Source organism: Lacticaseibacillus jixianensis, from assembly GCF_003946485.1.
Lineage (GTDB): Bacteria > Bacillota > Bacilli > Lactobacillales > Lactobacillaceae > Lacticaseibacillus > Lacticaseibacillus jixianensis.
Window position 1 is genome coordinate 48,131 of sequence record NZ_RHOJ01000004.1, and the last position, 23,377, is coordinate 71,507.

The following is a 23,377-nucleotide window of genomic DNA, read 5'->3' on the forward strand; positions in this document are numbered from 1 at the left end:
AAATCCTCACTTTTCTGCCTCTAGTTCCAAAATGGTGTCCCGCAGCGTGGCGGCCTGCTCAAAGTCCAGCTTCTTGGCCGCCGCCTGCATCTGAGTCCGCAGGTTGGCGATCAGCTGCTTGCGATCGGCCGCACTCATGTCGTGCAGGTCGACTTCGGCAAAACTGCGGCCCTTGTCCGGATCCGCGGTGCCGCTGGTATCGACCGCCGAGATCGCGTCGCGGATGGGCTTGATGATGGTCTTCGGCGTGATGTGATGCTTCTCGTTAAAGGCCATCTGAATCGTCCGCCGCCGCTGGGTCTCGTCGATCGCCGCTCGCATCGAATCGGTGACGTGATCCGCGTACATGATGACCTTGCCGTGCTCGTTGCGGCTCGCGCGGCCAATGGTCTGGATCAGCGACCGCTCCGCGCGCAGGAAGCCTTCCTTATCCGCATCCAGGATCGCGATCAAAGACACTTCCGGTACGTCGATCCCTTCCCGTAGCAGATTGATGCCGACCAGCACATCGTACTTGCCCAGCCGTAAATCGCGAATGATCCGGGTGCGCTCCAGCGTCTTAATGTCGGAGTGCAGGTAGGCGACCTTGATGCCCTCTTCCTTGAGGTAATCTGTTAGATCCTCGGCCATTTTCTTCGTTAAGGTGGTGATGAAGACCCGCTCGTTGTGCTCGATGCGCTTGTTGATCTCCGAGGTCAGGTCATCGATTTGGCCCATGATCGGCCGCACCTCGATCTTTGGATCCAGCAGCCCCGTCGGCCGAATGATCTGCTCGGCGATGTCCTCTTTTGGCACCCGGTCCAGTTCGTACGGGCCAGGCGTCGCGCTGACGTAGAGGATCTGGTTGACGTGCTGCTCAAATTCGTTCAGCTTAAGCGGCCGGTTGTCCAAGGCGCTCGGCAGCCGGAACCCGTAATCGATCAGCGTCTGCTTGCGCGCCCGGTCCCCGTTGTACATGGCGCGGACCTGCGGCATGGTGACATGGCTTTCGTCGACCATGATCATGAAGTCCTTCGGGAAAAAGTCCAGCAGAGTGTACGGCGGCTCGCCCGCCTTGCGCCCTTCCATGTGCCGCGAGTAGTTCTCAATGCCGTTGGTGTAACCCATTTCGCGCAACATTTCGATGTCGTAGTTCGTGCGCTGCTCCAGCCGCTGCGCCTCCAGGAGCTTCCCCTGATCGCGCAGCTCCTTCAGCCGGCCGGTCAGCTCCTTAGCGATGCTATCGATCCCCCGCTCCAGCGCGTCGTCAGAGGTCATAAAGTGCGTCGCCGGGAAAATCGAGACCTGGTCGCGCTCGCCGATGACTTCGCCGGTCAAAGCGTCGACTTCGGTGATGCGGTCGACCTCATCGCCAAAGAACTCGACGCGGATCGCGTGGTCGTCGCGGCTGGCCGGGAAGATCTCCACCACGTCGCCGCGCACCCGGAAGCGCCCGCGCTGAAAATCAATATCGTTGCGGTCAAACTGAATGTCCACCAGTTGCCGCAGCAGGGTGTTGCGGTCGATCGCCATGCCTTTGCGCAGTGACAGCACGTGGTCGCGGTACTCCGTCGGGGAGCCCAGGCCGAAGATGGAGGACACGGACGCCACCACGATCACGTCGTTGCGCTCCAGCAACGCTGAGGTCGCACTGTGGCGCAGCTTATCGATCTCGTCGTTGATGGCCGAGTCTTTTTCAATGTAAGTGTCTGAGCTCGGCACATAGGCCTCGGGCTGGTAGTAGTCGTAGTACGAAACAAAGTACTCCACCGCGTTGTGCGGGAAGAACTCCTTGAATTCCCCGTAGAGCTGGCCGGCCAGCGTCTTGTTGTGCGACAAGATCAGCGTCGGCTTGTTCAGGTTGGCGATCACATTGCTCATCGTGAACGTCTTCCCGGTCCCGGTCGCCCCTAAGAGGACCTGCTCCTTTTTGCCTTCTTCAAAGCCCTTCGTCAGCTTGGCAATGGCCTCGGGCTGGTCACCGGCTGGACTGTACGGCGAAACCAGGTCGAATTTTTTATCTGCGATTCGTGTGATCATTGGCTTACCTCCACTTCTGCGCCGCAAGACCGCTGCGGGCGTCGTGCAACAAAAAAGTCGGAATCGAGATCCCAACTTTTTGACTGACACTTATTATACCATAGCGAACAAACATTCGCGTCGGCGGCAACGATTATTTCGCCATCACCGACCGGGTCAACTTCTTAAGCATATCACGGTCGGCAAATTCCTCGTTCAACATGTCCGGCAGGATCTCCGCCAGGAAGTACTGCACGCTTGGCATGGCCTCAAAACTCATGATCACGCTCAGGCTCTCGGTGTAAATATTAACAAACACGCGCTCAGGGTTGCCCTTTTCAATCTCGCCAAAGGACTCGTACAGCAGGTCCACTTTATCCGCCACGCTGAGGATCTGGCCCTCCAGCGTGGCGTCCTTGCCTTCACCCAAGCGGCGGCGATAGGTGTCCTGATACTCCGCGGGGATCTCGTTTTGAATGAAGTTCTCGGTCATCGATTCCTCAACGTCGGCCAGCATCGAGCGCAGCGCCGGCGTCGCGTACTTCACGGGCGTCTTGATGTCGCCGATAAAGCGCTCCGTATAATCGTGATTGAGCGCCTTCTCGTAAAGCATCTGCCAGTTCACGGTGTTGCCTGCATGCTCTTCGATGTCGCCCAGCATCTGGGCGATCTCGGCGACCTTGAACGAATGGGCCGCGACGCTGTGCTCGGCGTATTTGAAGAACCCTGGGGCGCGCCGCAATGTCTCCAAGTTCCCCAGTCCCTGAATGTACTGATGCATGCCCATGATAACGGCCTCCTCACGCAAATTTGTCAAAGCTTACCACGCCTGCCGCCAGGATTCAAGGGGCAGACAAAAGCGCTTCGCAGAAAATGCAAAGCGCCTCATTGCCATGATTAAGTGCCTACCGGAAAGCCTTGGCGGTTGCCTTGCCCGCTAAGTGCGCCCCGGGAAGCAGCCTTCCTAGTCGCGCTTCCCGGGGCAACGCGAGAGTGGTTTGCTCAGCTTGTAGCGCATAGCGCGTACAAGCTGACATGCGGCAGCAGCTACGGTGAGGGCCTCGCCGCCAAGAAACGGCGGCAATGCCCTAGGCTATGATCAGCCCGTCGCCATTTATGGCATACGGGCTGACATGCGTAGCGGCTACCCATCTCGCTAAGTGCGCCCCGGTCAGCAGCCTTCCTTAGTCGCGCTTCCCGGGGCAACGCGAGAGTGGTTAGCTACGGTGAGGGCCTCGCCGCCAAAAAACGGCGGCAATGCCCTCACCTAGGCTACCCATCTCGCTAAGTGCGCCCCGGTCAGCAGCCTTTTATGCGTTCTTAAATTCTGTCAGTGCAGTTTCAAAGGCCGCCAGCTTCTGGTCCGCTGCGTCCTTAGAATCAGCCACGGTGCCCACGTAGAACTTGACCTTTGGCTCGGTGCCAGAAGGCCGAATCGCGATCCACGTGCCGTCTTCGAGGACGTACTTCAGCACATCGGAGACCGGCATGTCGATCGGGGTCACGCTGCCAGCCGCCGTGGTGGTCTTCTGCAGCTTGTAGTCTTCTGTCTTGGCCACCTTCACGCCAGCAAAGGCCGCCGGTGCTTCTTCCCGGAACTTGGTCATCAGGGCCGCCATTTCCTTTGGCCCTTCTAGGCCAGGGAAGTCCAGGCCAACCGTCTTTTCGGCAAAGTGGCCGTACCGGTCGTACAACGCCTGAATGCCGTCCCACAGGGTCTTGCCCTGTGACTTGTAATAGGCGGCCACTTCAGCGAGCAGCACGGTCGACTGGATCGCATCCTTGTCGCGGACGAACGGCTTGATCAAGTAGCCGTAGCTTTCCTCAAACCCAAACAGGAACTCGTGGCTGCCGGTGGCCTCGTACTGCTTGATCTGGTCGCCGATGAACTTGAACCCGGTCTCGACGTTGATCATGGCCACACCGTAGTCCTTGGCAATCGCCGTTGCCAGCTCGGTGGACACGATCGACTTCACCACTGCCCCGTTCTTCGGCAGCGTGCCCGCCTGCTTGCGGGCTTCAAGAATGTAGTGCAGCAAGAGACTGGCGATCTGATTGCCCGTCAGCAGCTGATAGTCGCTGCCAGTCCAGACCGCGGTGCCGAGCCGGTCGGCATCGGGATCCGTGGCGATCAGCACGTCGGCGTGGCTCTTTTTTCCCATTTCGATGGCCAGGTCGAAGGTCTGCGGGAACTCAGGATTCGGGAACGGCGTCGTTGGAAACTCCGGATCCGCGGTGGCTTGCGGCAACACTAGCTCGAAATTCTCAAACCCTGCGTTGCGCAGCACCATCTGGGCCGGGATGCGGCCGGTGCCGTTGAGCGGCGAGTAGATCAGGCTCATGCCCTTGCCCACCGTGTGGACCAGCTCTGAGTTGATCGTGACTGAGGCGACGGCCTTGTAGTAGGCCTCGTCGACGCCCTCGCCAATGATGTGCATCAAATCACGTTCGCGCAGTTCGTGAACGTCCATCACCTTGATGCCAAAAAGGTCGGTGACGCTGCGGACGTATTCCGTGATCTTATCGGACGCTTCCGGCGGCATCTGCCCGCCATCAGGGCCGTAGATCTTGTAGCCGTTGTACTGCTTCGGGTTGTGGCTGGCGGTGATCATGATGCCTGCGTATGTCTTGAGGTAACGAACAGCAAACGACAGCTCAGGGGTCGGCCGCAGACTGTCGAACACGTAACTGGGGATGCCGTGCACGCCGAGCACCGCCGCCGCCTCTTGGGCGAACTGCTGACTTTGATACCGCGAATCAAATGAAATCGCCACGCCCTGCTGCTTTTGCGCGGCCGGCAAGGTGTCCATGAACCGGGCGAGGCCCTCAGTGGCCTGCCGGACGGTGTAAATGTTCATTCGGCCAATGCCGGCCCCGATAATGCCGCGCATCCCCGCCGTCCCGAAACTCATTGGCGCGGTGAACGCCTCTTCCTGGGTCGCCTCGTCCATCGTGCTCAATTCTGCCTTCAACGTTGCGTCCAGGTTTGGGGCCTGCACCCACGCCTGGTAGTTTTCCTTGTATCCCATGTGATCAGCTCCTGTTCTTTGTTCAGGCTGCATTTTACAGGGTCATTGTACTCCCGGATTTCAAATAAAGCCCGCGTCAACAATTCCCACCCAACGGTCCTGACATCCCTTTCATTATCGCATAGCGGCAGGCTGTTTCAATCCAATCCAGGTAAATCTCACCAAGGCCAAAGAAAAACACCGAAGGGTCCCTTCGGTGTTTGATCGCTTATTTTGCTTCCGGCACGGCGCCGGCCTTGAGCTGCTCATCTTGAAGACTCTGGATGTAGTTAAAGGCGCTTTGCCCGGCCTGGCCGCCTTCGCCGACCGCCGTGGCGATCTGGCGCAGGTTCTTGGCCCGAACGTCACCGATGGCGAAGATCCCCGGCACCCTGGTCGCCATCAGCTCATCCGTCGGGATCCAGCCGTCCTCATCAAGGACGCCGGCGTGCTTGAAACTATCGGTCAGCGGCTTGATGCCGACGTAGATGAACGCCCCTGCGGCGGGCAGGACGTGCTCTTCGCCCGTCACTTTGTCGCGGTAGCGCACCCCAGTGACCTTGTTGTCATCGCCGAGGATCTCCTCCGTCTGTGCGTTCCAGACGAAGTGCATCTTGTCATTGGCAAATGCCCGCTGCTGAATGATCTTCTGGGCGCGCAGCTGGTCGCGCCGGTGGATCACCGTGACCTTGGACGCGAGGCCGGCCAGGTAAAGGCCTTCTTCGACCGCGGAATCACCGCCGCCGATCACAGCCACCTCTTGGCCCTTGAAAAAGGCCCCGTCGCAGACCGCGCAGTAGGAAACCCCACGGCCGCCGTATTCTTCTTCGCCGGGGACACCCAGCTTGCGGTGCTCGGCGCCGGTCGCAATGATCACGGCCTTGGCTTGGAACTCGCCTTCGTCGGTCACCACCGTCTTGAGCGGACCGTCATCGGTCAGATCCGTCACGTTGCCGTACGCGTACTCGGCGCCAAACTGCGTCGCACCGTCGTACATCTGTTGACCAAGGTCTGGCCCCAGGATGGATTTGAATCCAGGATAGTTCTCCACGGCGGCGGTGTTGTTCATTTGGCCGCCATAGATCCCGCGGTCCAGCATCAGTACCGATAAGTTGGCACGCGAGGCGTAGAGCGCCGCCGTCATGCCCCCTGGGCCAGCACCGATCACGATCACATCATATTGTTTTGCCATGGCAAACACTCCTTCACGCAGTTTTGCTTACGTTTTGTAAGTCTCCTGCTACTATACCTGCTTCGGAGCGGTTTGTAAAGTCAGCCCAAAATCAAATTCCGGCTTACCTTCCCGCGCCATCAGATCCGTGATGACCGTCTTGATCGGGGCCCCTTGGTAAAGCACCTGGTAAATGGCCTCTGAGATCGGCATGTCGCAGTCCTGCTCGCGGGCCAGTTCGTGGACGACCTTGGCAGTGGAGACGCCTTCGACCACCATGCCCATGTTGGCCAGCACATCGGCGAGCTCTTGGCCTTGCCCAAGGGCATTCCCGGCCCGCCAGTTGCGGCTGTGGACACTGGTGCAGGTCACGATCAGATCGCCAACGCCAGAGAGCCCGATGAAGGTCATGGGGTTGGCGCCCATGTGCGTCCCCAGGCGCGTGATCTCCGCCAGCCCGCGCGTCATCAAGGCGGCCTTCGTGTTGTCCCCGTAGCCGAGGCCGTGGAGCGCCCCGGCACCAATTGCGATCACATTTTTAAGCGCGGCCCCCAGTTCGACCCCTAGCACATCCGTATTGGTGTAAAGGCGGAAGTAATCATTCATGAATAAACGCTGAACGACCTGGGCCGCGGCCACGTCCGTCGCGGCCACCGTGAGCGTGGTGATGTCCTTGGTCGACACGTCCTCGGCGTGGCTGGGCCCGGAGATCACCACTGGCCCGCGGTACTGCCCTGCCGGCAGCACCGCTTGAAGGACCTGAGAGACCCGCAACTTGGAGTTGAGCTCCAGCCCCTTGGCCGCGTGGGCAATGATCGGCTGCGTCCCTTCAAGCAGCGGGCCGACCTGTTCGGCCACACTGCGGATCGCATTGGTCGGCACCACAAACAGGATGACCGCGGCCCCGTTGATCGCCGCTTTCAGGTCACTGGTGGCCTTCAAGTCATCATGCAAGGCAAACTCCGGCAGGTAATGCTGGTTGCGGTGCTGCTCATTGATCTCCGGCACCTGCTTTGGATCATGCGTCCACAGCGCGACCGTCTTTCCGTTTTCTACGAGTAAGTTGGCCAGCACCGTGCCCCAAGAGCCGGCGCCTAGTACGGCGATTTTTTCAGTCACAAGATCACTCCTATAAGTTGTTCAGTGAAAAGCCGTCCATGTACCACGGCACGCTTTGGCGCCGGCGGTACACGACCATTCCCAGTGCGCCCAGGAAGAGCACGACCGACAGCAGTTGCGAGACCCGCAGCCCCGGCATCAGGTACAGACTATCCGTGCGCATTCCTTCAACAAAGAAACGGCCGAAACTGTACCACATGACGTAGCCCAGGAAGATCTCTCCGCGCTTGAACCACCCCTTGTGATGGCGCACGCTCATGATCAGCGCAAACCCCATCAGGTTCCAGAGCGATTCGTACAGGAACGTCGGCTGGCGGTAGGCCCCCGCAATGTTCATCTGTTGGATGATGAACTCTGGCAAGTGCAGGCCTCTCAGGTAGGTCAGGGTCGTCTTCGCGCCAAAGGCCTCCTGGTTCATGAAGTTGCCCCACCGGCCGATGCTTTGCGCAATCATCACCGTCGGGGCGGCAATGTCTAACACCAGCCACGCCGGCAGCCACTTGCTCCGGCAGTAAATCAGAAACACGATCACGCTGGCGATCAGCGCCCCGTAAATCGCGATGCCGCCGTTCCAAATGGCGATGATTTGGCTGGGGTGGGCGCTGTAGTATGGCCACTCAAACGCCACGTAATAAAGCCGGGCCCCGATCAGGGCAAACGGCAACGCCCACAGGACGAGGTTGATGATGTGATCTTCCCCAATCCCGCGGGCGTTTGCTTCCCGGGTCGCCAGCCAAACGGCCAGCAGGACCCCACACGCGATGATCACGCCGTACCAGTGGACCTCGAGGCCGCCAAGCCGCAGCGCGATCGGATTTAAAGCTGCAATCATGTTATCCCTCACTATCGGGCGTTTCGGGCTTGGCCTGATCCGCCTGCTCATTTGATTTGATCAGATTGTTCAAATTGTCCTCAAAGGTCTTGGTCGCGTCGTAGCCCATCGACTTGGCACGGAAATTCATCGCCGCCACTTCAATGATCGAGGCTAAGTTGCGGCCGACCTTAACGGGGATCGTGATCTTCGGCACGGCAACGTCGAAGATCTGCTGGCTTTGGGTGCCTGAACCCAGCCGGTCAAACTGCTTGTCCTTGGTCCAGTTCTCTAAGTGAACGATCAGGTCGATATTGGCATGGGAGCGCACGGCCCCGGCCCCAAAGAGGTTCATCACATCGATGATCCCCAAGCCGCGGATCTCGAGCAGGTGGGCCAAAATTGCCGGCGCCTCGCCCACGATGGTTTGTTCGTCTTTCTGGTAAACGTCAACGCGGTCGTCGGCGATCAGCCGGTGGCCCCGCTGGATCAGCTCCAGCGCCGTTTCGGACTTCCCAACGCCAGAGTCTCCAGTGATCATGACCCCCAAGCCGTACAGGTCGACGAGGACGCCGTGCATGCTCTGCCGCTCTGCCAAGCGACTTTCCAGGTAATCCGTCAGCAGACTGGACAGCCGCGTTGTCGGCAGCTGGGAGCCCAGCACCGGCACGTGGGCCGCATCGGCCGCCGTCAGCATCTCCGGCAGCGGCGCAATGCCGCGCGACACCAGAAAGGCCGGGGTGTCCTCGGCGGCCATCCGCCGCATGATCACCAGCCGCTCCGCCGCCGTCATGTTGCGCGCAAACGCGCTTTCCGTGCGGCCAAAAAGCTGGATCCGTTCGTGCGGATAGTAATTAAAGTACCCGGTCAGCTCCAGGCCAGGCCGTGAAATGTCGCTCACGACCACCTGTCGCTCCGCTAGGTACGCTTCACCGCTATACACCAGCAAGTTCACATCTTTAACCAGCTGCTTGACTGAGACTCGATCTGCCATCGGCTCTACCCCGCCTTTCACTCATTGCTAATAGTGTATCATCACTGCCCGTCATTTAACAGGTGGCCGGGCCACACAAAAAGCCAGGCGCTGTGCCTGGCTTGGGGTTAGCGGCGCTGGTGCGGCTCCCCCAACGTGGCGTTGACCACGCTGACGAGAAGTGCAAACACCAACTCGCTGCCGAAGGTGAAAAATGAGATCCCCGCCACGACCTGGGTCATCAGGCTGACCATTAAGGCGTTCAGGATCAGCAAGGAAAGCCCCAGGGTCAAAATGGTCAGCGGGAACGTGAGCAGTTTCAGCACCGGCTTCAGCAACCCGTTGAGTACGCCAAGGATCACGGCCCCTGTCAGTGCCGTTTGCCAGTCGGCCACGTACAACTGGCCGGGAAACAGCTCCGCGTAGACGAGGAAAAGCCCCGTCGTCAGCAACACTTTGCGAATGAATCCCACTAGAAATCACTCCAGTCGTCGCTTCGGGGATCATGGTGTAAGTCGCGCGGCTGCGGCTGCTCCTTGACGTGCTGGGCAGGCTTAGGGCCGGGCTTTTGGTCCGGCTTCAGGTAGTCCTGCCAGTCGCGGCGTGAGCGCGCCTGCCTGGCGGGCCGGCGCACCAGCCACCAAATCAACAGACCAAGCAGCACCGGCCAGATCAGGATGTGAAGCAGCGCCACCCCGATGAAGAGGCTGAACCCAATCACCAGGACCAACACGACCCCGATGATCAACAGGATGATGGGTAAAAACAACAGCGGCATAGTGTCACTCCTTTACTTCTCAAGATCGGTATCTTTAAGCTGGATCGTGCCCGAGGACACGCTCGCCTTCAGGGTGCCTTCGCCGGTCCCAGGCCGATCTAAGGACAGGGCCTTGGTCTTAGCGTCCGCTTTGATCCCGCTCATGCGGCTCTTCACGCTGCCAAACCGCGTCTTGACCTCGCCGCTGATGGCAACGCTCGCCGGCACGGCGATCTTGACGTCCCCGTTGACCGAACTGGCCGCAAGCGCCTTGAAGTCGCTGACCATCGTGGCCCGCACGGTGCCGTTGACCGTCTTGAGGTCGAGCGTTGTTGCCTCACCTTTGAACTTAACGTCCCCGTTCACCGTATCGACAACTAGGTCATGGACCTTCCCGGTAGTCCGAACGTTGCCGTTCACGGCTTCCGTTTCAAGCATCACGGCAGCAAGCCCTGTGAAGTTCAGATCGCCGTTGGTGCTCTTAGCGAAAAAGTCCTTACCGTTAAGCCCAACCACCTTGACGCTGCCGTTCAGCAGGCGCAGCGAAACGTGATCGTACTCACGCTTTGGCACCGTGATCGTCAGGTCGGCCTGGATCCGCTTATTTGGTACCTGGAAGACCAAGTGATCATCCGTCACCTCAATGCGGCTACGGTCCAGGAAGGCCTGCAGCGAAGACTCGCTACCCATTTTGCCGTAAAGCTTGACGTCGGCCTGGATCTCGATGTCAGGACCATCACCGACGGCCAGGTTGACATCCCCGTTGGCCAGCTTCACGTCGATGATCGACGCCTGGCTGTTCGGATAGGTGAAGGTGTGACTAAACTTCTCCGTCGCCAGTCCCGGCACCTTGATGTTGACGTCCTTCCAGTCCACGTTGTCCAGGACCGTGCCGACGGTTTTTTTCACGATCGCACCGATCTGGTTGGTCGTCACACTGACGGTTTTGCCCAGGTCGTTCAGGGCGTCCATCGTCTGATCCTGCCAATCGTCAGGCAGAATGCCTGCCAGCTTCTGCTTGGTGAGCTGACGCTTGTTCCGCTGCAAGGCCGTTAACTTGTGCCGCAGCTGTTCCTGCTGCTCTGCCAGCTGCACAAGCTGCTCGCCCAACTGCTCGTTTTCCCGCTTGAGCGCGCCGCGTTCTTCATATTTGGCGGTGGTCAGGGTATCGAGGTCCTCCATCGTGTCGAGCACGATGATCTGTTCCTTGTTTGCGGCCACCTTGGCCTGCGTCTTCTTGATCTGATTATTGGTCGCGTCTAATTCGCCACTGACCTCGGCGATCTCCGTGTTCACCCGGGTGACTGCAGAGTCCTCATCAGGGGCTTGGTGCACGGCGTCACTCCCCGCGCCTGCGGCAGGCTGCTCGGGCTGAGGCGCACTTTGCTTTTTGGCGAGGTTCTCAAGCAAGACAAGTGCTTCTTCGCTGGTGATCACACCTTGTTTAACTAAATCTAAGATCCGTTCACGTTCATTCATGAGCTTTACCTCCAGGGTTTCTAACCACTACTTGTAGTTATAGTATGGCCGCCTCCGGGCAAAATTGCATAGGTCCTAAGGTTGATTTTGCCTCACCCGCCAGCCGCATAGCGCGCTAAGGCCTCGCCTTAGCGCTATGCTGGGCATCAGCCTAAGTTCGCCAGCCCTGCGCACCCTGGCAAAGTTGGGCTCCGGTCTGGCAACGGCCGAGTGCCCTGCTACGCCCGGCACTTCACCTGCGATGCAGGCAAAGCACCGGCCTATGCTGGGCATCGGCCTAAGTTCGCCAGCCCTGCGCACCCTATAAAAAAAGGCAATGCCCTTGCTGGGGCTTGCCTTTAGCACCATGTGACCACCGCGCGCCGCCAAGCTAAGGCAGGATTTAGAAGCCGTCTTCCTTGGCGTTTGAGTTGAGCTCCAGCAGCTTGCCTGTCTTGAGGTACAAGATCCACTCGCAAATGTTGGTCACGTAATCGCCGATCCGCTCCAGATAGGAAGAGACCAACATGTAGTCCATCGAACCAACGATGGTGTCCGCATCGCGGGTCATTTCATCGATACACAGCGAGTAAATTTGGCTAGAAAAATCATTGATGCCGTGGTCCTCTTCGGCGATTTGCCGAGCGGCCTCTGCATCCTCTTTGACGTAGGCATCCAGCACCTGCTCGACCATCTCTTTGACCGCGGCGGCCATCTGCGCAATGACCTTTTCAATTTCTGGCACTCGGGTCTCCCCCTTGACCCGGATCGTGGACTTGGCAATGGAGACAGCGTGGTCCCCCATGCGTTCCAGGTCGGAGCTGGCCTTCATCACCGTCACGATCATGCGCAAGTCAGACGTCACCGGCTGCTGCAGGGCGATCATCTCAAAGCTGCGTTTCTCTAGATCAACTTCGCGCCGATTGATGTGATAGTCATTATCAATGACCGAATGCGCCAGTGCCTTGTCATGATTCACGAACGCCTTGACCGAATCGAAGATGGCCTCGTTGACCATCATCCCCATCTCGGAAAAACGGGCGTGCAGATCATTGAGCTCGTCTGAAAATAATCGCCGCATCAGGGTTTCCTCCTTGTTCCCAAATCAGCCGAACCGACCGTTCAGGTAGTCTTCGGTTTCTTTCTCGCGGGGAGTCAGAAACATCTTCTTTGTGTCGTCGAACTCAACTAGGCGGCCTTGCAGGAAAAACGCCGTCTTATCCGAAATCCGTGAGGCCTGGTGCATGTTGTGGGTCACCAGAATGATCGTGTACCGGTCCCGCAAATCAAGGAGCATATTCTCGATTTGCGTGCTGGAGATCGGGTCTAGCGCCGAAGTCGGCTCGTCCAGGAGGATCACTTCCGGCTGCACGGCCAGCACGCGGGCGATGCACACGCGCTGCTGCTGGCCACCAGACAAGGCGAGCGCACTGGTGTGCAGCTTGTCTTTGACCTCGTCCCAGATTGCCGCCTGCTTCAGGCTGGTCTCGACCGCCGCGTCCAGCGTGCCGCGATCCTTCACGCCGGCAAGCCGGAGCCCGTACACCACATTATCGTAGATGGAAAAAGGAAACGGGTTGGGCTGTTGAAACACCATGCCGACCCGCTTACGCAAAGAGACCACGTCCATGTTCGCCGCGTAGATGTCCTCGCCCTCCAGCCGAATGTCGCCCTGGATCTTCACGTTGGGGATCAAATCGTTCATCCGGTTGAGCAGCCTGAGGTACGTCGACTTACCGCACCCGCTGGGCCCGATCATCGCGGTGATCTCGTGCTCGTTAAAATCCAGGTCGATGCCAGTCAGCGCCTCAAAGCTCCCGTAGAAGAGGTGAACGTTCTTGCTGGTGATCACTTTGTTTTTCATCGGTTCCCTCCTCAGCCGAAGTGGCCGGACACGTAGTCCTCGGTGGCCTTGATCTTCGGCCTGGTAAAGATCTTCCTCGTCTCATCGTACTCGATCGCGGTGCCCGAGTAAAAGAAGGCCGTGTAATCGCTGATCCGGGCCGCCTGCTGCATGTTGTGAGTCACGATGATGATCGTGTAGTGGTCCTTAAGCTGCAGCAAGGTGTCCTCAACCGTCGACGTCGAGATCGGATCCAGCGCACTGGCCGGCTCATCGAGCAGTAAAATGTCGGGTTTCATGGCAATTGCCCGGGCAATACACAACCGCTGCTGCTGGCCGCCAGACAGGGCCAGGCCGCTTTGGTGCAGGTCGTCTTTGACCTGATCCCACAGCGCGGCGTCCTTCAGGCTTTGTTCGACCAGCTGATCCAGCTTCTCCTTATTGTGCTCGCCAAAGCGGCGCGGCGCAAAGGTGATGTTGTCGTAGATGGACTTAGCAAACGGGTTGGGCCGTTGAAACACCATCCCGATGTGCTTGCGCATTTCGTAGACATCGACCTGCTTGGAGTTAATGTCGACGCCGCGGTACATGATCGAGCCAGTCACGCGGGTCCCTTCAATGGTATCATTCATGCGGTTCAACGACCGTAAAAAGGTGGACTTGCCCGAGCCCGAGGCGCCGATCAGGGCGGTGATCTTGTAGCGTTCAAACGGCAACGACACGCCGTGAAGCGCCTCGTGGTCGTCGTAAAACACCTTGAGCGCCGACGTAGCCAGGGCGATTTCCTGGCCTTGGTCAAACGGGCGGATGAACGTGTCAGTTAATGAGTAGTTTTGCATGCGACCACCTTCCCGCCGTTACTCGGCGGTCATTTTTTTGTACAACCGGCGGCCCAGGAAGCGCGCCAGCACGTTGAAGAGTAGCACCGCCAGGATCAGCACGGCACTCGCCCCGGCAGAAACCGCGGCCGCGTCGGGCTGGATCCCCTCGGAATTGATCTTCCAAATATGGACTGCCAGCGTCTCCGCCGGTCGAAACACGTTGAGGGGACTGGCAATATTAAGGGGGTTCCAGTCTGCGAAGTTCAATGCCGGTGCACTTTGCCCCGCCGTGTAGATCAAGGCGGCCGCCTCACCAAAGACGCGCCCGGCGCCAAGGATCATCCCGGTGATGATCCCGGGCAAAGCCTCGGGGATGACCACGTGAATAACCGTTTCCCAGCGGGATAACCCCAAAGCGAGCCCCGCCTCACGCTGGGCAAAGTCCACCTGGCGCAGTGAATCTTCGATGTTACGCGTGAGCAGTGGCAGGTTGAACATCGTCAAAGCCAGCGCCCCGGACAGGATCGAAAAGCCAAAGTGGAACTGAAGCACGAACACGAGAAACCCGAACAGCCCAACCACCACGGAAGGCAGCGAACTCAGGATCTCGATCGCCGTGCGAATGACGTCGGTCAGCCGGTTCGCCTTGGCGTATTCGGCTAGGTAGATCCCGGCGCCCAGTGAGATCGGCACCGAGATCAGCATCGCCAGCAGCAGCAGGTAAAACGAGTTGAACAGCTGGATCCCGATGCCGCCCCCGGCCGCAAACGCACGTGCCGGACTCGTCAGAAAGTGCCACGACACATGCGGCAGCCCCTGCACGAGGATGTACCCCAGCAAACTGGCCAGAATGAGCACGATGATGCCTGCGATCAGGTAGAGCACGACCGTGGCCAGCTTATCTTTTTGTTTTGCGTTCATCGCTTCATCTCTCCCTTCTTGCCGATCCACCGGATCACGAGGTTAAAGGCGAGCGACATCAGCAGCAGCAGTAGCGCCAAGGACCACAGGGCGTTGTTTTCAAGCGATCCCATGACCGTATTGCCGATCCCGGCGGTCAGTACCGAGGTCAACGTCGATGCCGGGCTGATCAGGTTGTGCGGCAGCAGCGCCGCATTACCGATCACCATCTGCACCGCCAGCGCCTCGCCGAACGCACGCGCCATGCCGAAGACCACCCCGGTCAAAATGCCGGGCAAAGCGGCCCGGAGGACTACGCGGCTGATGGTTTGCCACCGCGTGGCGCCCAACGCCAGGCTGGCTTCACGGTAATACCGCGGCACCGCGTGCAGGGCATCGACGGTCATTGAAGTGACCGTCGGCAGGATCATGACGAACAGGACGAACGTCCCCGCCAGGATCCCGAACCCGGTGCCCCCAAACGCGTGCCGAATGGCCGGCACGACTACTGACAGACCGATGAAGCCGTAAACCACACTGGGGATGCCGACCAGCAGTTCAATGACCGGCTGGAGGATCTTCGCCCCCAGCCGCGGCGAGATCTCCGTCATAAAGATCGCCGCGCCAACGGCAAACGGGGTCGCGACGATTGCCGAGAGGAAGGTGACCCCAAACGACCCGACAATCATCGGCAGCGCCCCGACTTGCGGGTTGCCATGGGCGTCGTTAACGGCAGGCGACCACACGCTTTGACTCAGAAACGCCCAGAGGTTGACCTTATTGTCAAAGAAGGTGGCCAGGCCGCGCGAGGCGACGAAGAAGAAAATCGCCGCCACGACGAGCACGATCAGACTGATGCACACCAGGCTGATCAGTTTCCCGCGGCGCTCCCGCTTGGCGGAACGCGAGCGTTTAAGCATTGCCGCTCTAATTGGATCCATCAGTCGTCCCTCCCTGTTTGGCGATCACATTACCTTTAGCGTCCCGCGCGACCGTCATGGCCGTGACGGGAATGTAACCCATTTTGCTGACCAGCTGCTGCTGCGTCTTCGCGCTTTGGATATAGGCCAAGAAGCGCTTAGTGAGGCCCGTTGGCTGGCCTTTCGTGTACATGTGCTCGTAGGACCAGATCGGCCAGTCGTTCGTGGTCACGTTCTTGTCAGTCGGCTTGACCCCGTCCAGCGAAAGCGCCAGCACCGTCTTGTCGACGTAGGAAAAAGCGACGTAGCTGACCGCGCCAGGCGTGCTGGCGACGATGGAGCGCACCATCCCCGTTGAGTCCTGCTCTTGCGCCGGCATCGGCTGCCGGTCGCCAAGGACCCAGCGCTCAAACGTCGCGCGCGTGCCCGAGCCCTGCGCCCGGTTCACGACCACCACCGGCAGGTCCTTACCGCCGACCTGCTTCCAGTTGGTGATCTCACCGGTGAAAAGCCGGCGCAGCTGCACGACGGTCAGGTTGCGGACACCTACCTGCTTATTGGCGATTGGGGTGATCCCCACCACGGCCACCCGGTGGTCGACCAGTTTTTTGGCGTTGATGCCAGGCTTCTCTTCAGCAAACAGGTCCGAGTTGCCGATTTCCACGGCGCCTTGCTGGATCTGCGACAGGCCCGTGCCAGAGCCGCCGCCCTGAACGTTGATGAAGACCCCGAGGTGATCGGTTTGGTACTGCTCGGCAGCCGCCTCGACCAGTGGCTGCAGCGCGCTGGAGCCAACGGCCGTGATTGACTCGCTGCCGCTGCCGGGGGCGCTGCACCCGGCCAGGACCAGCAAGCCGGCTAATAAGCCGAGCAAGATGTGGCGTTTCTTCATGTTCACCCCTCCACGACCGTACCGGTCCGCGTTTTTCTCCGTGCCTGATTTCATAACAAGATTCAGTGTACCAAGGTGGTGTAAATTGTTGCCTCAACCTTTGTAAAAGCTGGGTAAATCAGCCAGTGGCAAGGTGACCTTGAAGGTTGAGCCCACGCCGAGCTGGCTTTCCAGCGTGATCTCGCCGCCCAGCTGCTGGACCATATCGTGCACGATCGCCAGGCCCAGTCCCGTGCCACCATTGTGGCGGCTGCGGGCCTTGTCGACCCGGTAGAAGCGCTCGAAGATCCGCTCCTGATCGTTTTCGGCGATGCCGATCCCGGTGTCTTGCACACTGAGGTGAAGATTCTTCTCGTCTGCCTTGGCCGCCACCGTGACCACCCCGCCTTGGCGATTATAGAACACCGCGTTGTTGAGCAGGTTGCGGACCACTTGGGAAAACTTCGCCGGGACCGTGGTGATCGTGAGGTCCTGCGGCACCGCCACCTTGACTTGCAGCTGCTTGTCGGCGATCGGCTGCTGGAGGCTCTTGAGGGCTTCTGCCACCAGGTCCGCAACTGCGACCGGCTTGGCCTGCGCCTGACCGGAGTCCGGCCGCGACAGCGTCAGGATGTCCGTGATCAGCTGCGTCAGCCGCGAGCTTTCGTCGTAGATAATGTGCAGAAATTGATCTAGCGTCTTGGGGTCATCCTTGGCCCCTGCCAGCAGCGTCTCGGCAAAGCCGCTGATCGCGGTGACCGGCGTCTTAAGTTCGTGCGACACGTTGCCAACAAAATCCAGCTGCATCTGTTCGACCTGGCGCAGGTAGGTCACGTCGTACAAGATGACCAGCACCTGCAGCTCCGCCATCCCCCGGTTCAGTGCGATCACACTGGCGTCCACGGCCTTTTGGGTGTTGAGCATCGTCAGTTCCTTGTGATGGGTCTTCTGATTACGATAGGTGTGTTCGATCATCCGCGCCAGGCGGTAAGTCTTGATGTCGTCGAAGTAATCGTGCTTGGTCTCCTGGATCGGGTGGCCGACCAGCGCCGCCATCGCCTGATTACTGAGCAGCACTTGCCGGTCCGCGTCCAGCAGCATGACGCCCAGCGGCAGGTGATCGATCAGGCGGCCAAACGTGGCCTGCCGCATCTCCACGTTCGAGCGCAACTCCTTGGTGGCGGCGTGCAGCGAATCGATCTGCTTGCCCATCGCCAGAAACGGCGAGTCCGGCGTCAAGATAATGGGCTCCGGGACTCCGCCGGCCTGAATGCGGGCCAGGTTGCCGGTCATTTTGGCCAAGTGGCCGACCCAGTAGCGGTGCCGCCGCCGCATGAGGGCAAGCAGCGCGATCAGCCCCAGCGCGAACACGGCCACCATGCCCCACGCGACCGCCGGCGCCACGCTCAGTAGGCTCGCTCGCCGCTGCCAAACGCCGATGAACACCTCGTTCTGCCGGCCGACATAGACCTGCTCGGCGTTGCCATTGACCTGCATGGTCGTCGTGTGGCCAACGATCGTGCGCTGCTGGTCCACTAGCTTGTTCAACAGCTTGGCCCGCGTCGTGTCCGCCGGGCCGTCAAGGACGGTGAAGGTGACATGATTATCCAGGGCCAGGTGCCGGGTCGCGGCCTTGCCCTCCTGGTAGTCGGTGTACGTCTGGTACAGCGAGCGCAGCTGTACTCCCTGCTGCAGGTAAAGGACCCGATCGATCGCCAGCCAAAGGGCAAAAAAACCTGCGATAGCGAGTACGCTAACCCAGGCCACACGGCGCGCGTGTCTATTCATGAGGTGCCTCCATCTGATACCCAAAGCCCCGCACCGTCTTAATGTAATCCGGGTGCTTGGGATCCGTTTCGATCTTATCGCGCAAATGACTCACTTGAATATCGACCATGCGCGTTTCCGCGGGATATTCAAACCCCCAGACCCCGTTCAGCAGCGCATCGCGGGAAAGGACCTTGCCCACGCGCTTGGCGAAGTACACCAGCAGCTCAAATTCTTTAGGGGTCAGCTGCAGCCGCGTGCCGTCCTTGCTGGCCTGGTAGTTCTCCGGGTCGATCGTCAGCGCGCCCACCACAATTGCCTGGGCCGGCGGCTTCGGACCGCTGCGCCGCGGCTTGTTGATGCGCCGCTCGATGGCCTTGATGCGCGCAATGATCTCCCGCGGCGAGAAGGGCTTGGTGACGTAATCATCTGCACCCAGCTCCAGGCCGACGATTTTATCGGTCTCGCTGTCCTTAGCCGTCAAGATCATGATCGGCGTCTCCAGGTTAGCAGCACGCAACTTCTTGGTCACCTCTAGCCCGTCAAGGCCCGGCAGCATCAGGTCAAGAATGATAAAGTCAAAATTCTGTTGCAGCGCTAGGCTCAGCGCGGTATCTCCGTCCTCGGCGGTCGTCACGGCGTAGTGTTCCTTTTCCAGGTTGTACTGAAGCAGGGTCACAATGGCTGGTTCATCATCGACGACTAGAATCTTTTTCATGCTTGCTCCTCCGCGAAAGTGATCATTCCAAGTTCATGTGGGGCCCCGTTAAACACGGCCGTTTCCGCCAGATAGATCGCCCCATCCAGCCGCATGACCTTCAGGCGGCAGTAAGTGGGCTGCGCCTGCAGGGCGGCGTACAGCTCAGTTTCGGTGTGGACGACGGCGCGGTTGGCAGTCAAAACAATGTCCCCTGCCGCAAGGCCCATCTTGCTGGCCGGGGTATCCGGCTGCACGGCGACGATCCTGACGCCCTCACTGGTCTGCGAGATCAGCCGGGCGCCGCGCTTGGTGGCCGCCCAGTTGGCCAGCCCCAGGATCACGCCCAAGGCCGCCAGCGAACACAGCGCCATCGCTCCCGCCTGCGGCCGCCAGTAGACGATGCCGGTCAACACCCCGCTGAGCAGCCCGGCGCCCAAGTACTGCAGCGCCCAGTGATCGGTCGCACTGGTCGGCAGCTGCCGGCGCGTGGTCAAGAACGCGCCGAGAAGCAGCGGCAAGCCGATCAGCGCAAACCGCGTCTGGCCGCTGCCGAGCACCGGCCACCAGCTGAGTGCCGGCAGCCAGCTCCCAGGCACCGGCACGATCAGCGGCAGCAGGTACCACTGCCGCCGGCTGTAGGTGGCGATGCGCGCCCCGCGCGAGCCGGGCCGCAGCCGCGGCACGTCGACGGGGGGATTAAGGAACCGCAGCAAGGCCGCATTCGCCAGCCACGCCAAGGTGACCAGCAGCAGTAAGCCGGCCGCCCAGTACGCCGGCGCCGCCACCGGCTGAAACCGCGGCGGCAGAAACGCCACCAGCCCGGCCAGCGCCAGAAACCACGGTGCAAACCCGAGCCCCGAAAGCAGCACAGCCAGCACCGTCAGGCCCGTCAGCGCCAGGAGCACCGGCTGAGGCAGAAAGACCCCTAGGCCGATCAGCGCCGCGCTGATCACCACCCCACCGGCCAGGCCGCCCAGCAGGCCGGCCCACCAGTTGGTCCAGTGCCGGTCGATACTGATCCCGAACACCGCTCGTTCCTGCCGGATCCGGTGGTGGCGCCAAAAAAAGGCCGCCAGTCCGCCAGCAATGGTCACCGGGCCAAGTATCAAGGTCATCAGAAGTTGTCCCATACGCACCGTCCTCACTGTATTCATCGTAAGTATAGCATGGTTTGCCGCTGCGCCAAACGCCGACTCTTAACGAGGTTAATGAAGACGCTTCACCGCTTTTGCTGGTGGACCGCTGAAGGTGAAGCGCCAAGAAGCCCCCGGCCGCGCTTCATCCGCCCCGCCAGGCCCGCAAACACCCCCGCAATTTGATTTGAAAACCGAATCATCATGCAAAAATGCCCCGCACCGCGATTCAAAGAATGAATCGTGATGCAGGGGCACCAACGTTTTGGGCTTGCGGATGTCACCTAGATCAAAGAAAAGCTAGGCTTTCAGGTAGCGGCGCATCGAAACGACGGACCCGAGGCCACCGATAACGATACCGATCAGGGCCATGCCCAGATCGAGCCACACCAGAAACGGCATGTTCGGATACAGGGAAAAGCCGTTAGCGGCCTCGGTAAAGTGGGCATTGCGCGCCACCAACCCGTAGCCAAAATCGACGATCAGCATCGGCAGCAGCGAACCGAACAGTCCGGTCCAGGCGCCTTCAAGCAGGAACGGCCAGCGAATGTAGGCGTTGGTCGCGCCCACGAGCCGCATCACCTTGATCTCATCGCGCCGCGACAAGATCGTGATCCGAATCGTGTTGGAGATCAGGAACACGGCCACGAACAGCAGCAAGATGGTGAAAAACGCCCCCCAACGCTGAATAGTGGCAACGGTGCGGAACAGCTTCTTAGCGGTGGTCCCGCCGTACGTCGCTTCCGACACGTGCTTAAACTTATCCGCGCGCTTGGCAACACTGATCGTATCCTTGGCATCCTTGGTGTCGACCAAAAAGATGTTGTTCAACGGATTCTGATCGCCGCGGAACATCGCCCACTGCGAGCCGTAACTGCCAACGATCGAGTTCAATTCCTGACTCGCCGAGCGGTAGGTCACCTTTTTGACGTTGGCTAAGCCCTCCAGCTGGTCCTTCAAGGCCGCCTGCTGCTTCTTGGTCGTGCCTTTTTGAATGTAGACCCGCACGCGGACGTCGTTTTCGACCTGCGTTGACACACGGTTCACGTTGAGCAACAGCGCCAGGAAGATCCCGACGAGCAGCAGCGTGACCGTGACGGCGGAAACCGCAGCGACTGACATCCAGCCGTTACGCTTGAGGCTCTTGAGGGAGTCTCGCACGTGACGCATAAACACATTACTCTTCATCGCTGTAGCTTCCTCCTTGCTCGTCGCGGACCAACCGCCCACCGGCAATTTCCAGCAGCCGGTGCGGACGTTCGTTGACCATCTCACGGTTATGCGTCGCCATGATGACGGTCGTCCCGTCGGCGTTGATCCGCTCGAGAATATCCATGATGCCTTCGGAGGTATCCGGATCCAGGTTCCCGGTTGGCTCATCGGCGATCACGACGTCGGGCGCGTTGACGATCGCCCGGGCGATCGCCACCCGCTGCTGCTCCCCGCCGGACAGTTCGCTAGGGAAGCGCCGGAGTTTTTGCTCCAGCCCCACAAGCTTAAGCACGTGCAACACGCGTGGCTTGATGTCCTCGTCTTTGGCCTCAACGACCTGCATCGCGTAAGCCACGTTTTCAAACACGGTCAGGCGAGGCAGCAGTTTGAAGTCCTGGAACACGATCCCAATGTTGCGGCGAAAATACGGGACATCGCTAGGGGCCATGGTGGCCAAGTCGTACTTGCCGACCTGGATGCTGCCGCTGGTGGGTTTCAGTTCGTGGTAAAGCATTTTGATCACGGTCGACTTGCCGGCGCCACTAGGCCCGATCACATAGAGAAATTCCCCCGGGTCGACGGTCAAACTCAAATCCTTGATCGCGATGACGCCGTTGTCGTACTGCTTCATCACGTTTTTCATTTGAATCATGACTTCGCTCCTTTTTTTAAAACACTACCGCAGAGTATACCAAATCAATACGTCAGACTGATTGCAGCCACGTTACATTTCATTACGCGGGATTGGCGTTGGCGAGCTCCCACTGCAGGTAGGCATAAATGAACGGATCAAGCGCGCCGTCCATCACCGCCTGGCCGTTGCTGGTCGAGTAGTTGGTGCGATGGTCCTTGACCATAGTGTAAGGATGAAAAACGTAGGAGCGGATCTGCGACCCAAAGGCCACATCCATCTGCTGACCCTTGATGGCCGCTGCCTGCTCCGCCTTCTTCTCCTCTTCCCGCTGGTAAAGCTTGGCCTTCAGCATTGCCATCGCCGTGGCTTTGTTCTGAAATTGACTGCGCTGCGCCTGACTCGAAGTCACAATGCCCGTGGGAATGTGGATCAACCGCACCGCACTTGAGGTCTTGTTGATGTGCTGACCGCCGGCGCCGCTACTGCGAAAGACTTCCATCTTGATGTCCTCGGGCCGCAGATCGACGTCGATCGTGTCGTCCAACTCCGGCATCACGTCCACTGAGGCAAAACTAGTGTGCCGTCGGCCGGCCGCGTCAAACGGTGAGATCCGCACCAGCCGATGGACACCCTTTTCCGAGCGGAGCATCCCGTATGCGTTCTCACCGTTGATCAGAAGCGTCACGCTCTTGATCCCGGCCTCATCGCCGGCCAGGTAATCGGCGACCTCGACGGTATAGCCATTTTGGTCCGCCCACCGCTCGTACATCCGCGTCAGCATGGCCCCCCAGTCCTGGGCTTCGGTGCCCCCGGCTCCGGGGTGGATCTCAAGGATCGCGTTGTTGTGGTCGTACTTGCCGTTTAACAGTAGCGCCATTTCGTACTTGGTGAGGCGGTCCTGCAACGCGGTCATGTCGTGCTCCAGCTCCTGTTGCAGCTCCTGGTCCGGCTCCTCCTGAAGCAGCTCAAAGGCCACCTCCAGATCGTCCAGTTTGCTTTGCAAGGCGATGAAGTTGTCGTGTTTGACCTTCAGCTGATTATTCGCGTCGATCAGCTTTTGCGCCGCCTCTTGGTTGTCCCAAAAGCCCGGCTCAGCCATTCGACCCTCATTTTCGGCAATGCGTTCGTTCAGCGCATCGAGGTCAAAGCGACCCCCTAAAGTGATTTATTTTGGCCCGCATGGCTGCGAGGGTGGTACGGATCTCTGCAATTTCCATCGATCGGTTTCCTTTCTTCTTTTAGTCCGATGGTCAAAAACGCCAAGGCGACAAATGTCTGCCC

Annotated in this window: 22 protein-coding genes; all 22 read right to left on the reverse strand. The window is 59.5% G+C overall.

Annotated elements, in window-relative coordinates; genetic code table 11:
• Positions 1-6: 6 nt before the first annotated feature.
• Positions 7-2,019 (reverse strand): excinuclease ABC subunit UvrB, encoded by a 2,013-nt coding sequence (gene uvrB / locus EKM85_RS02980; RefSeq protein ID WP_125584786.1) that lies wholly within the window; start codon positions 2,017-2,019, stop codon positions 7-9.
• Positions 2,020-2,152: 133 nt separating this feature from the next.
• On the reverse strand, positions 2,153-2,785 hold the full coding sequence (locus EKM85_RS02985) for a YfbR-like 5'-deoxynucleotidase (protein ID WP_125584787.1): 633 nt from the start codon (positions 2,783-2,785) through the stop codon (positions 2,153-2,155).
• A 523-nt stretch (positions 2,786-3,308) separates the two neighbouring features.
• Entirely contained in the window at positions 3,309-5,027 is a 1,719-nt protein-coding gene (locus EKM85_RS02990) for a phospho-sugar mutase (RefSeq protein ID WP_125584788.1), read from the reverse strand.
• A 208-nt stretch (positions 5,028-5,235) separates the two neighbouring features.
• A complete protein-coding gene (gene trxB / locus EKM85_RS02995) occupies positions 5,236-6,198 on the reverse strand; it encodes a thioredoxin-disulfide reductase (RefSeq protein ID WP_125584789.1) in 963 nt (320 codons plus the stop codon).
• Between the two features lie 51 nt (positions 6,199-6,249).
• A complete protein-coding gene (locus tag EKM85_RS03000) occupies positions 6,250-7,296 on the reverse strand; it encodes an NAD(P)H-dependent glycerol-3-phosphate dehydrogenase (RefSeq protein ID WP_125584790.1) in 1,047 nt (348 codons plus the stop codon).
• A 10-nt stretch (positions 7,297-7,306) separates the two neighbouring features.
• The gene (lgt, locus tag EKM85_RS03005; protein WP_125584791.1) at positions 7,307-8,128 is read right to left on the reverse strand and encodes a prolipoprotein diacylglyceryl transferase; all 822 of its coding nucleotides are present in this window, start codon (positions 8,126-8,128) and stop codon (positions 7,307-7,309) included.
• Between the two features lies 1 nt (position 8,129).
• A complete protein-coding gene (gene hprK / locus EKM85_RS03010; protein ID WP_125584792.1) occupies positions 8,130-9,101 on the reverse strand; it encodes an HPr(Ser) kinase/phosphatase in 972 nt (323 codons plus the stop codon).
• A gap of 107 nt (positions 9,102-9,208) precedes the next feature.
• Positions 9,209-9,553, reverse strand: a complete 345-nt coding sequence (locus EKM85_RS03015) for a phage holin family protein (protein WP_125584793.1) — start codon at positions 9,551-9,553, stop codon at positions 9,209-9,211.
• Positions 9,553-9,858 carry a hypothetical protein gene (locus EKM85_RS03020; protein WP_125584794.1) on the reverse strand — a complete coding sequence of 102 codons (306 nt, stop codon included), beginning with the start codon at positions 9,856-9,858 and terminating at the stop codon, positions 9,553-9,555. The genes EKM85_RS03015 and EKM85_RS03020 overlap by 1 nt, the downstream gene beginning before the upstream one ends.
• A gap of 12 nt (positions 9,859-9,870) precedes the next feature.
• The gene (gene liaX / locus EKM85_RS03025; protein WP_125584795.1) at positions 9,871-11,316 is read right to left on the reverse strand and encodes a daptomycin-sensing surface protein LiaX; all 1,446 of its coding nucleotides are present in this window, start codon (positions 11,314-11,316) and stop codon (positions 9,871-9,873) included.
• Between the two features lie 382 nt (positions 11,317-11,698).
• Positions 11,699-12,376 carry a phosphate signaling complex protein PhoU gene (gene phoU, locus EKM85_RS03030; protein WP_125584796.1) on the reverse strand — a complete coding sequence of 226 codons (678 nt, stop codon included), beginning with the start codon at positions 12,374-12,376 and terminating at the stop codon, positions 11,699-11,701.
• A 24-nt stretch (positions 12,377-12,400) separates the two neighbouring features.
• Entirely contained in the window at positions 12,401-13,159 is a 759-nt protein-coding gene (gene pstB / locus EKM85_RS03035) for a phosphate ABC transporter ATP-binding protein PstB (protein ID WP_125584797.1), read from the reverse strand.
• A gap of 11 nt (positions 13,160-13,170) precedes the next feature.
• On the reverse strand, positions 13,171-13,977 hold the full coding sequence (pstB, locus tag EKM85_RS03040; RefSeq protein WP_125584798.1) for a phosphate ABC transporter ATP-binding protein PstB: 807 nt from the start codon (positions 13,975-13,977) through the stop codon (positions 13,171-13,173).
• 18 nt (positions 13,978-13,995) lie between these two features.
• Positions 13,996-14,880, reverse strand: coding sequence for a phosphate ABC transporter permease PstA (gene pstA / locus EKM85_RS03045; RefSeq protein ID WP_125584799.1), 885 nt, complete (start codon positions 14,878-14,880; stop codon positions 13,996-13,998).
• Positions 14,877-15,800 carry a phosphate ABC transporter permease subunit PstC gene (gene pstC, locus EKM85_RS03050; protein ID WP_125584800.1) on the reverse strand — a complete coding sequence of 308 codons (924 nt, stop codon included), beginning with the start codon at positions 15,798-15,800 and terminating at the stop codon, positions 14,877-14,879. The genes pstA and pstC overlap by 4 nt, the downstream gene beginning before the upstream one ends.
• Positions 15,787-16,671, reverse strand: coding sequence for a phosphate ABC transporter substrate-binding protein PstS family protein (locus EKM85_RS03055; protein ID WP_125584801.1), 885 nt, complete (start codon positions 16,669-16,671; stop codon positions 15,787-15,789). Before EKM85_RS03055 ends, pstC begins: the two co-directional genes overlap by 14 nt.
• Positions 16,672-16,764: 93 nt before the next feature.
• Positions 16,765-18,438, reverse strand: a complete 1,674-nt coding sequence (pnpS, locus tag EKM85_RS03060) for a two-component system histidine kinase PnpS (protein WP_125584802.1) — start codon at positions 18,436-18,438, stop codon at positions 16,765-16,767.
• On the reverse strand, positions 18,431-19,135 hold the full coding sequence (locus EKM85_RS03065; protein WP_125584803.1) for a response regulator transcription factor: 705 nt from the start codon (positions 19,133-19,135) through the stop codon (positions 18,431-18,433). The genes pnpS and EKM85_RS03065 overlap by 8 nt, the downstream gene beginning before the upstream one ends.
• Complete coding sequence (locus EKM85_RS03070) at positions 19,132-20,247, reverse strand: PDZ domain-containing protein (protein WP_164510640.1); 1,116 nt, start codon at positions 20,245-20,247, stop codon at positions 19,132-19,134. The genes EKM85_RS03065 and EKM85_RS03070 overlap by 4 nt, the downstream gene beginning before the upstream one ends.
• Positions 20,248-20,550: 303 nt before the next feature.
• A complete protein-coding gene (gene ftsX / locus EKM85_RS03075; RefSeq protein ID WP_125584805.1) occupies positions 20,551-21,438 on the reverse strand; it encodes a permease-like cell division protein FtsX in 888 nt (295 codons plus the stop codon).
• Positions 21,428-22,114 (reverse strand): cell division ATP-binding protein FtsE, encoded by a 687-nt coding sequence (gene ftsE, locus EKM85_RS03080; RefSeq protein WP_125584806.1) that lies wholly within the window; start codon positions 22,112-22,114, stop codon positions 21,428-21,430. The genes ftsX and ftsE overlap by 11 nt, the downstream gene beginning before the upstream one ends.
• Before the next feature lie 82 nt (positions 22,115-22,196).
• Positions 22,197-23,313 (reverse strand): peptide chain release factor 2 gene (prfB, locus tag EKM85_RS03085; protein WP_125584807.1). Its coding sequence is split into 2 segments (ribosomal slippage): positions 22,197-23,240 and positions 23,242-23,313, totalling 1,116 coding nucleotides; the frame shifts between segments, so codons are not numbered across the junction.
• Positions 23,314-23,377: the final 64 nt, after the last annotated feature.

What these genes read in the sequence shown, in the direction of transcription:
- uvrB (WP_125584786.1), bottom strand. Translation starts at nt 2,019, where the DNA reads ATGATCACACGAATCGCAGATAAAAAATTCGACCTGGTTTCGCCGTAC.
- EKM85_RS02985 (WP_125584787.1), bottom strand. Translation starts at nt 2,785, where the DNA reads ATGGGCATGCATCAGTACATTCAGGGACTGGGGAACTTGGAGACATTG.
- EKM85_RS02990 (WP_125584788.1), bottom strand. Translation starts at nt 5,027, where the DNA reads ATGGGATACAAGGAAAACTACCAGGCGTGGGTGCAGGCCCCAAACCTG.
- trxB (WP_125584789.1), bottom strand. Translation starts at nt 6,198, where the DNA reads ATGGCAAAACAATATGATGTGATCGTGATCGGTGCTGGCCCAGGGGGC.
- lgt (WP_125584791.1), bottom strand. Translation starts at nt 8,128, where the DNA reads ATGATTGCAGCTTTAAATCCGATCGCGCTGCGGCTTGGCGGCCTCGAG.
- hprK (WP_125584792.1), bottom strand. Translation starts at nt 9,101, where the DNA reads ATGGCAGATCGAGTCTCAGTCAAGCAGCTGGTTAAAGATGTGAACTTG.
- EKM85_RS03020 (WP_125584794.1), bottom strand. Translation starts at nt 9,858, where the DNA reads ATGCCGCTGTTGTTTTTACCCATCATCCTGTTGATCATCGGGGTCGTG.
- liaX (WP_125584795.1), bottom strand. Translation starts at nt 11,316, where the DNA reads ATGAATGAACGTGAACGGATCTTAGATTTAGTTAAACAAGGTGTGATC.
- phoU (WP_125584796.1), bottom strand. Translation starts at nt 12,376, where the DNA reads ATGCGGCGATTATTTTCAGACGAGCTCAATGATCTGCACGCCCGTTTT.
- pstB (WP_125584797.1), bottom strand. Translation starts at nt 13,159, where the DNA reads ATGAAAAACAAAGTGATCACCAGCAAGAACGTTCACCTCTTCTACGGG.
- pstB (WP_125584798.1), bottom strand. Translation starts at nt 13,977, where the DNA reads ATGCAAAACTACTCATTAACTGACACGTTCATCCGCCCGTTTGACCAA.
- pstA (WP_125584799.1), bottom strand. Translation starts at nt 14,880, where the DNA reads ATGAACGCAAAACAAAAAGATAAGCTGGCCACGGTCGTGCTCTACCTG.
- pstC (WP_125584800.1), bottom strand. Translation starts at nt 15,800, where the DNA reads ATGGATCCAATTAGAGCGGCAATGCTTAAACGCTCGCGTTCCGCCAAG.
- EKM85_RS03055 (WP_125584801.1), bottom strand. Translation starts at nt 16,671, where the DNA reads ATGAAGAAACGCCACATCTTGCTCGGCTTATTAGCCGGCTTGCTGGTC.
- pnpS (WP_125584802.1), bottom strand. Translation starts at nt 18,438, where the DNA reads ATGAATAGACACGCGCGCCGTGTGGCCTGGGTTAGCGTACTCGCTATC.
- EKM85_RS03065 (WP_125584803.1), bottom strand. Translation starts at nt 19,135, where the DNA reads ATGAAAAAGATTCTAGTCGTCGATGATGAACCAGCCATTGTGACCCTG.
- EKM85_RS03070 (WP_164510640.1), bottom strand. Translation starts at nt 20,247, where the DNA reads ATGGGACAACTTCTGATGACCTTGATACTTGGCCCGGTGACCATTGCT.
- ftsX (WP_125584805.1), bottom strand. Translation starts at nt 21,438, where the DNA reads ATGAAGAGTAATGTGTTTATGCGTCACGTGCGAGACTCCCTCAAGAGC.
- ftsE (WP_125584806.1), bottom strand. Translation starts at nt 22,114, where the DNA reads ATGATTCAAATGAAAAACGTGATGAAGCAGTACGACAACGGCGTCATC.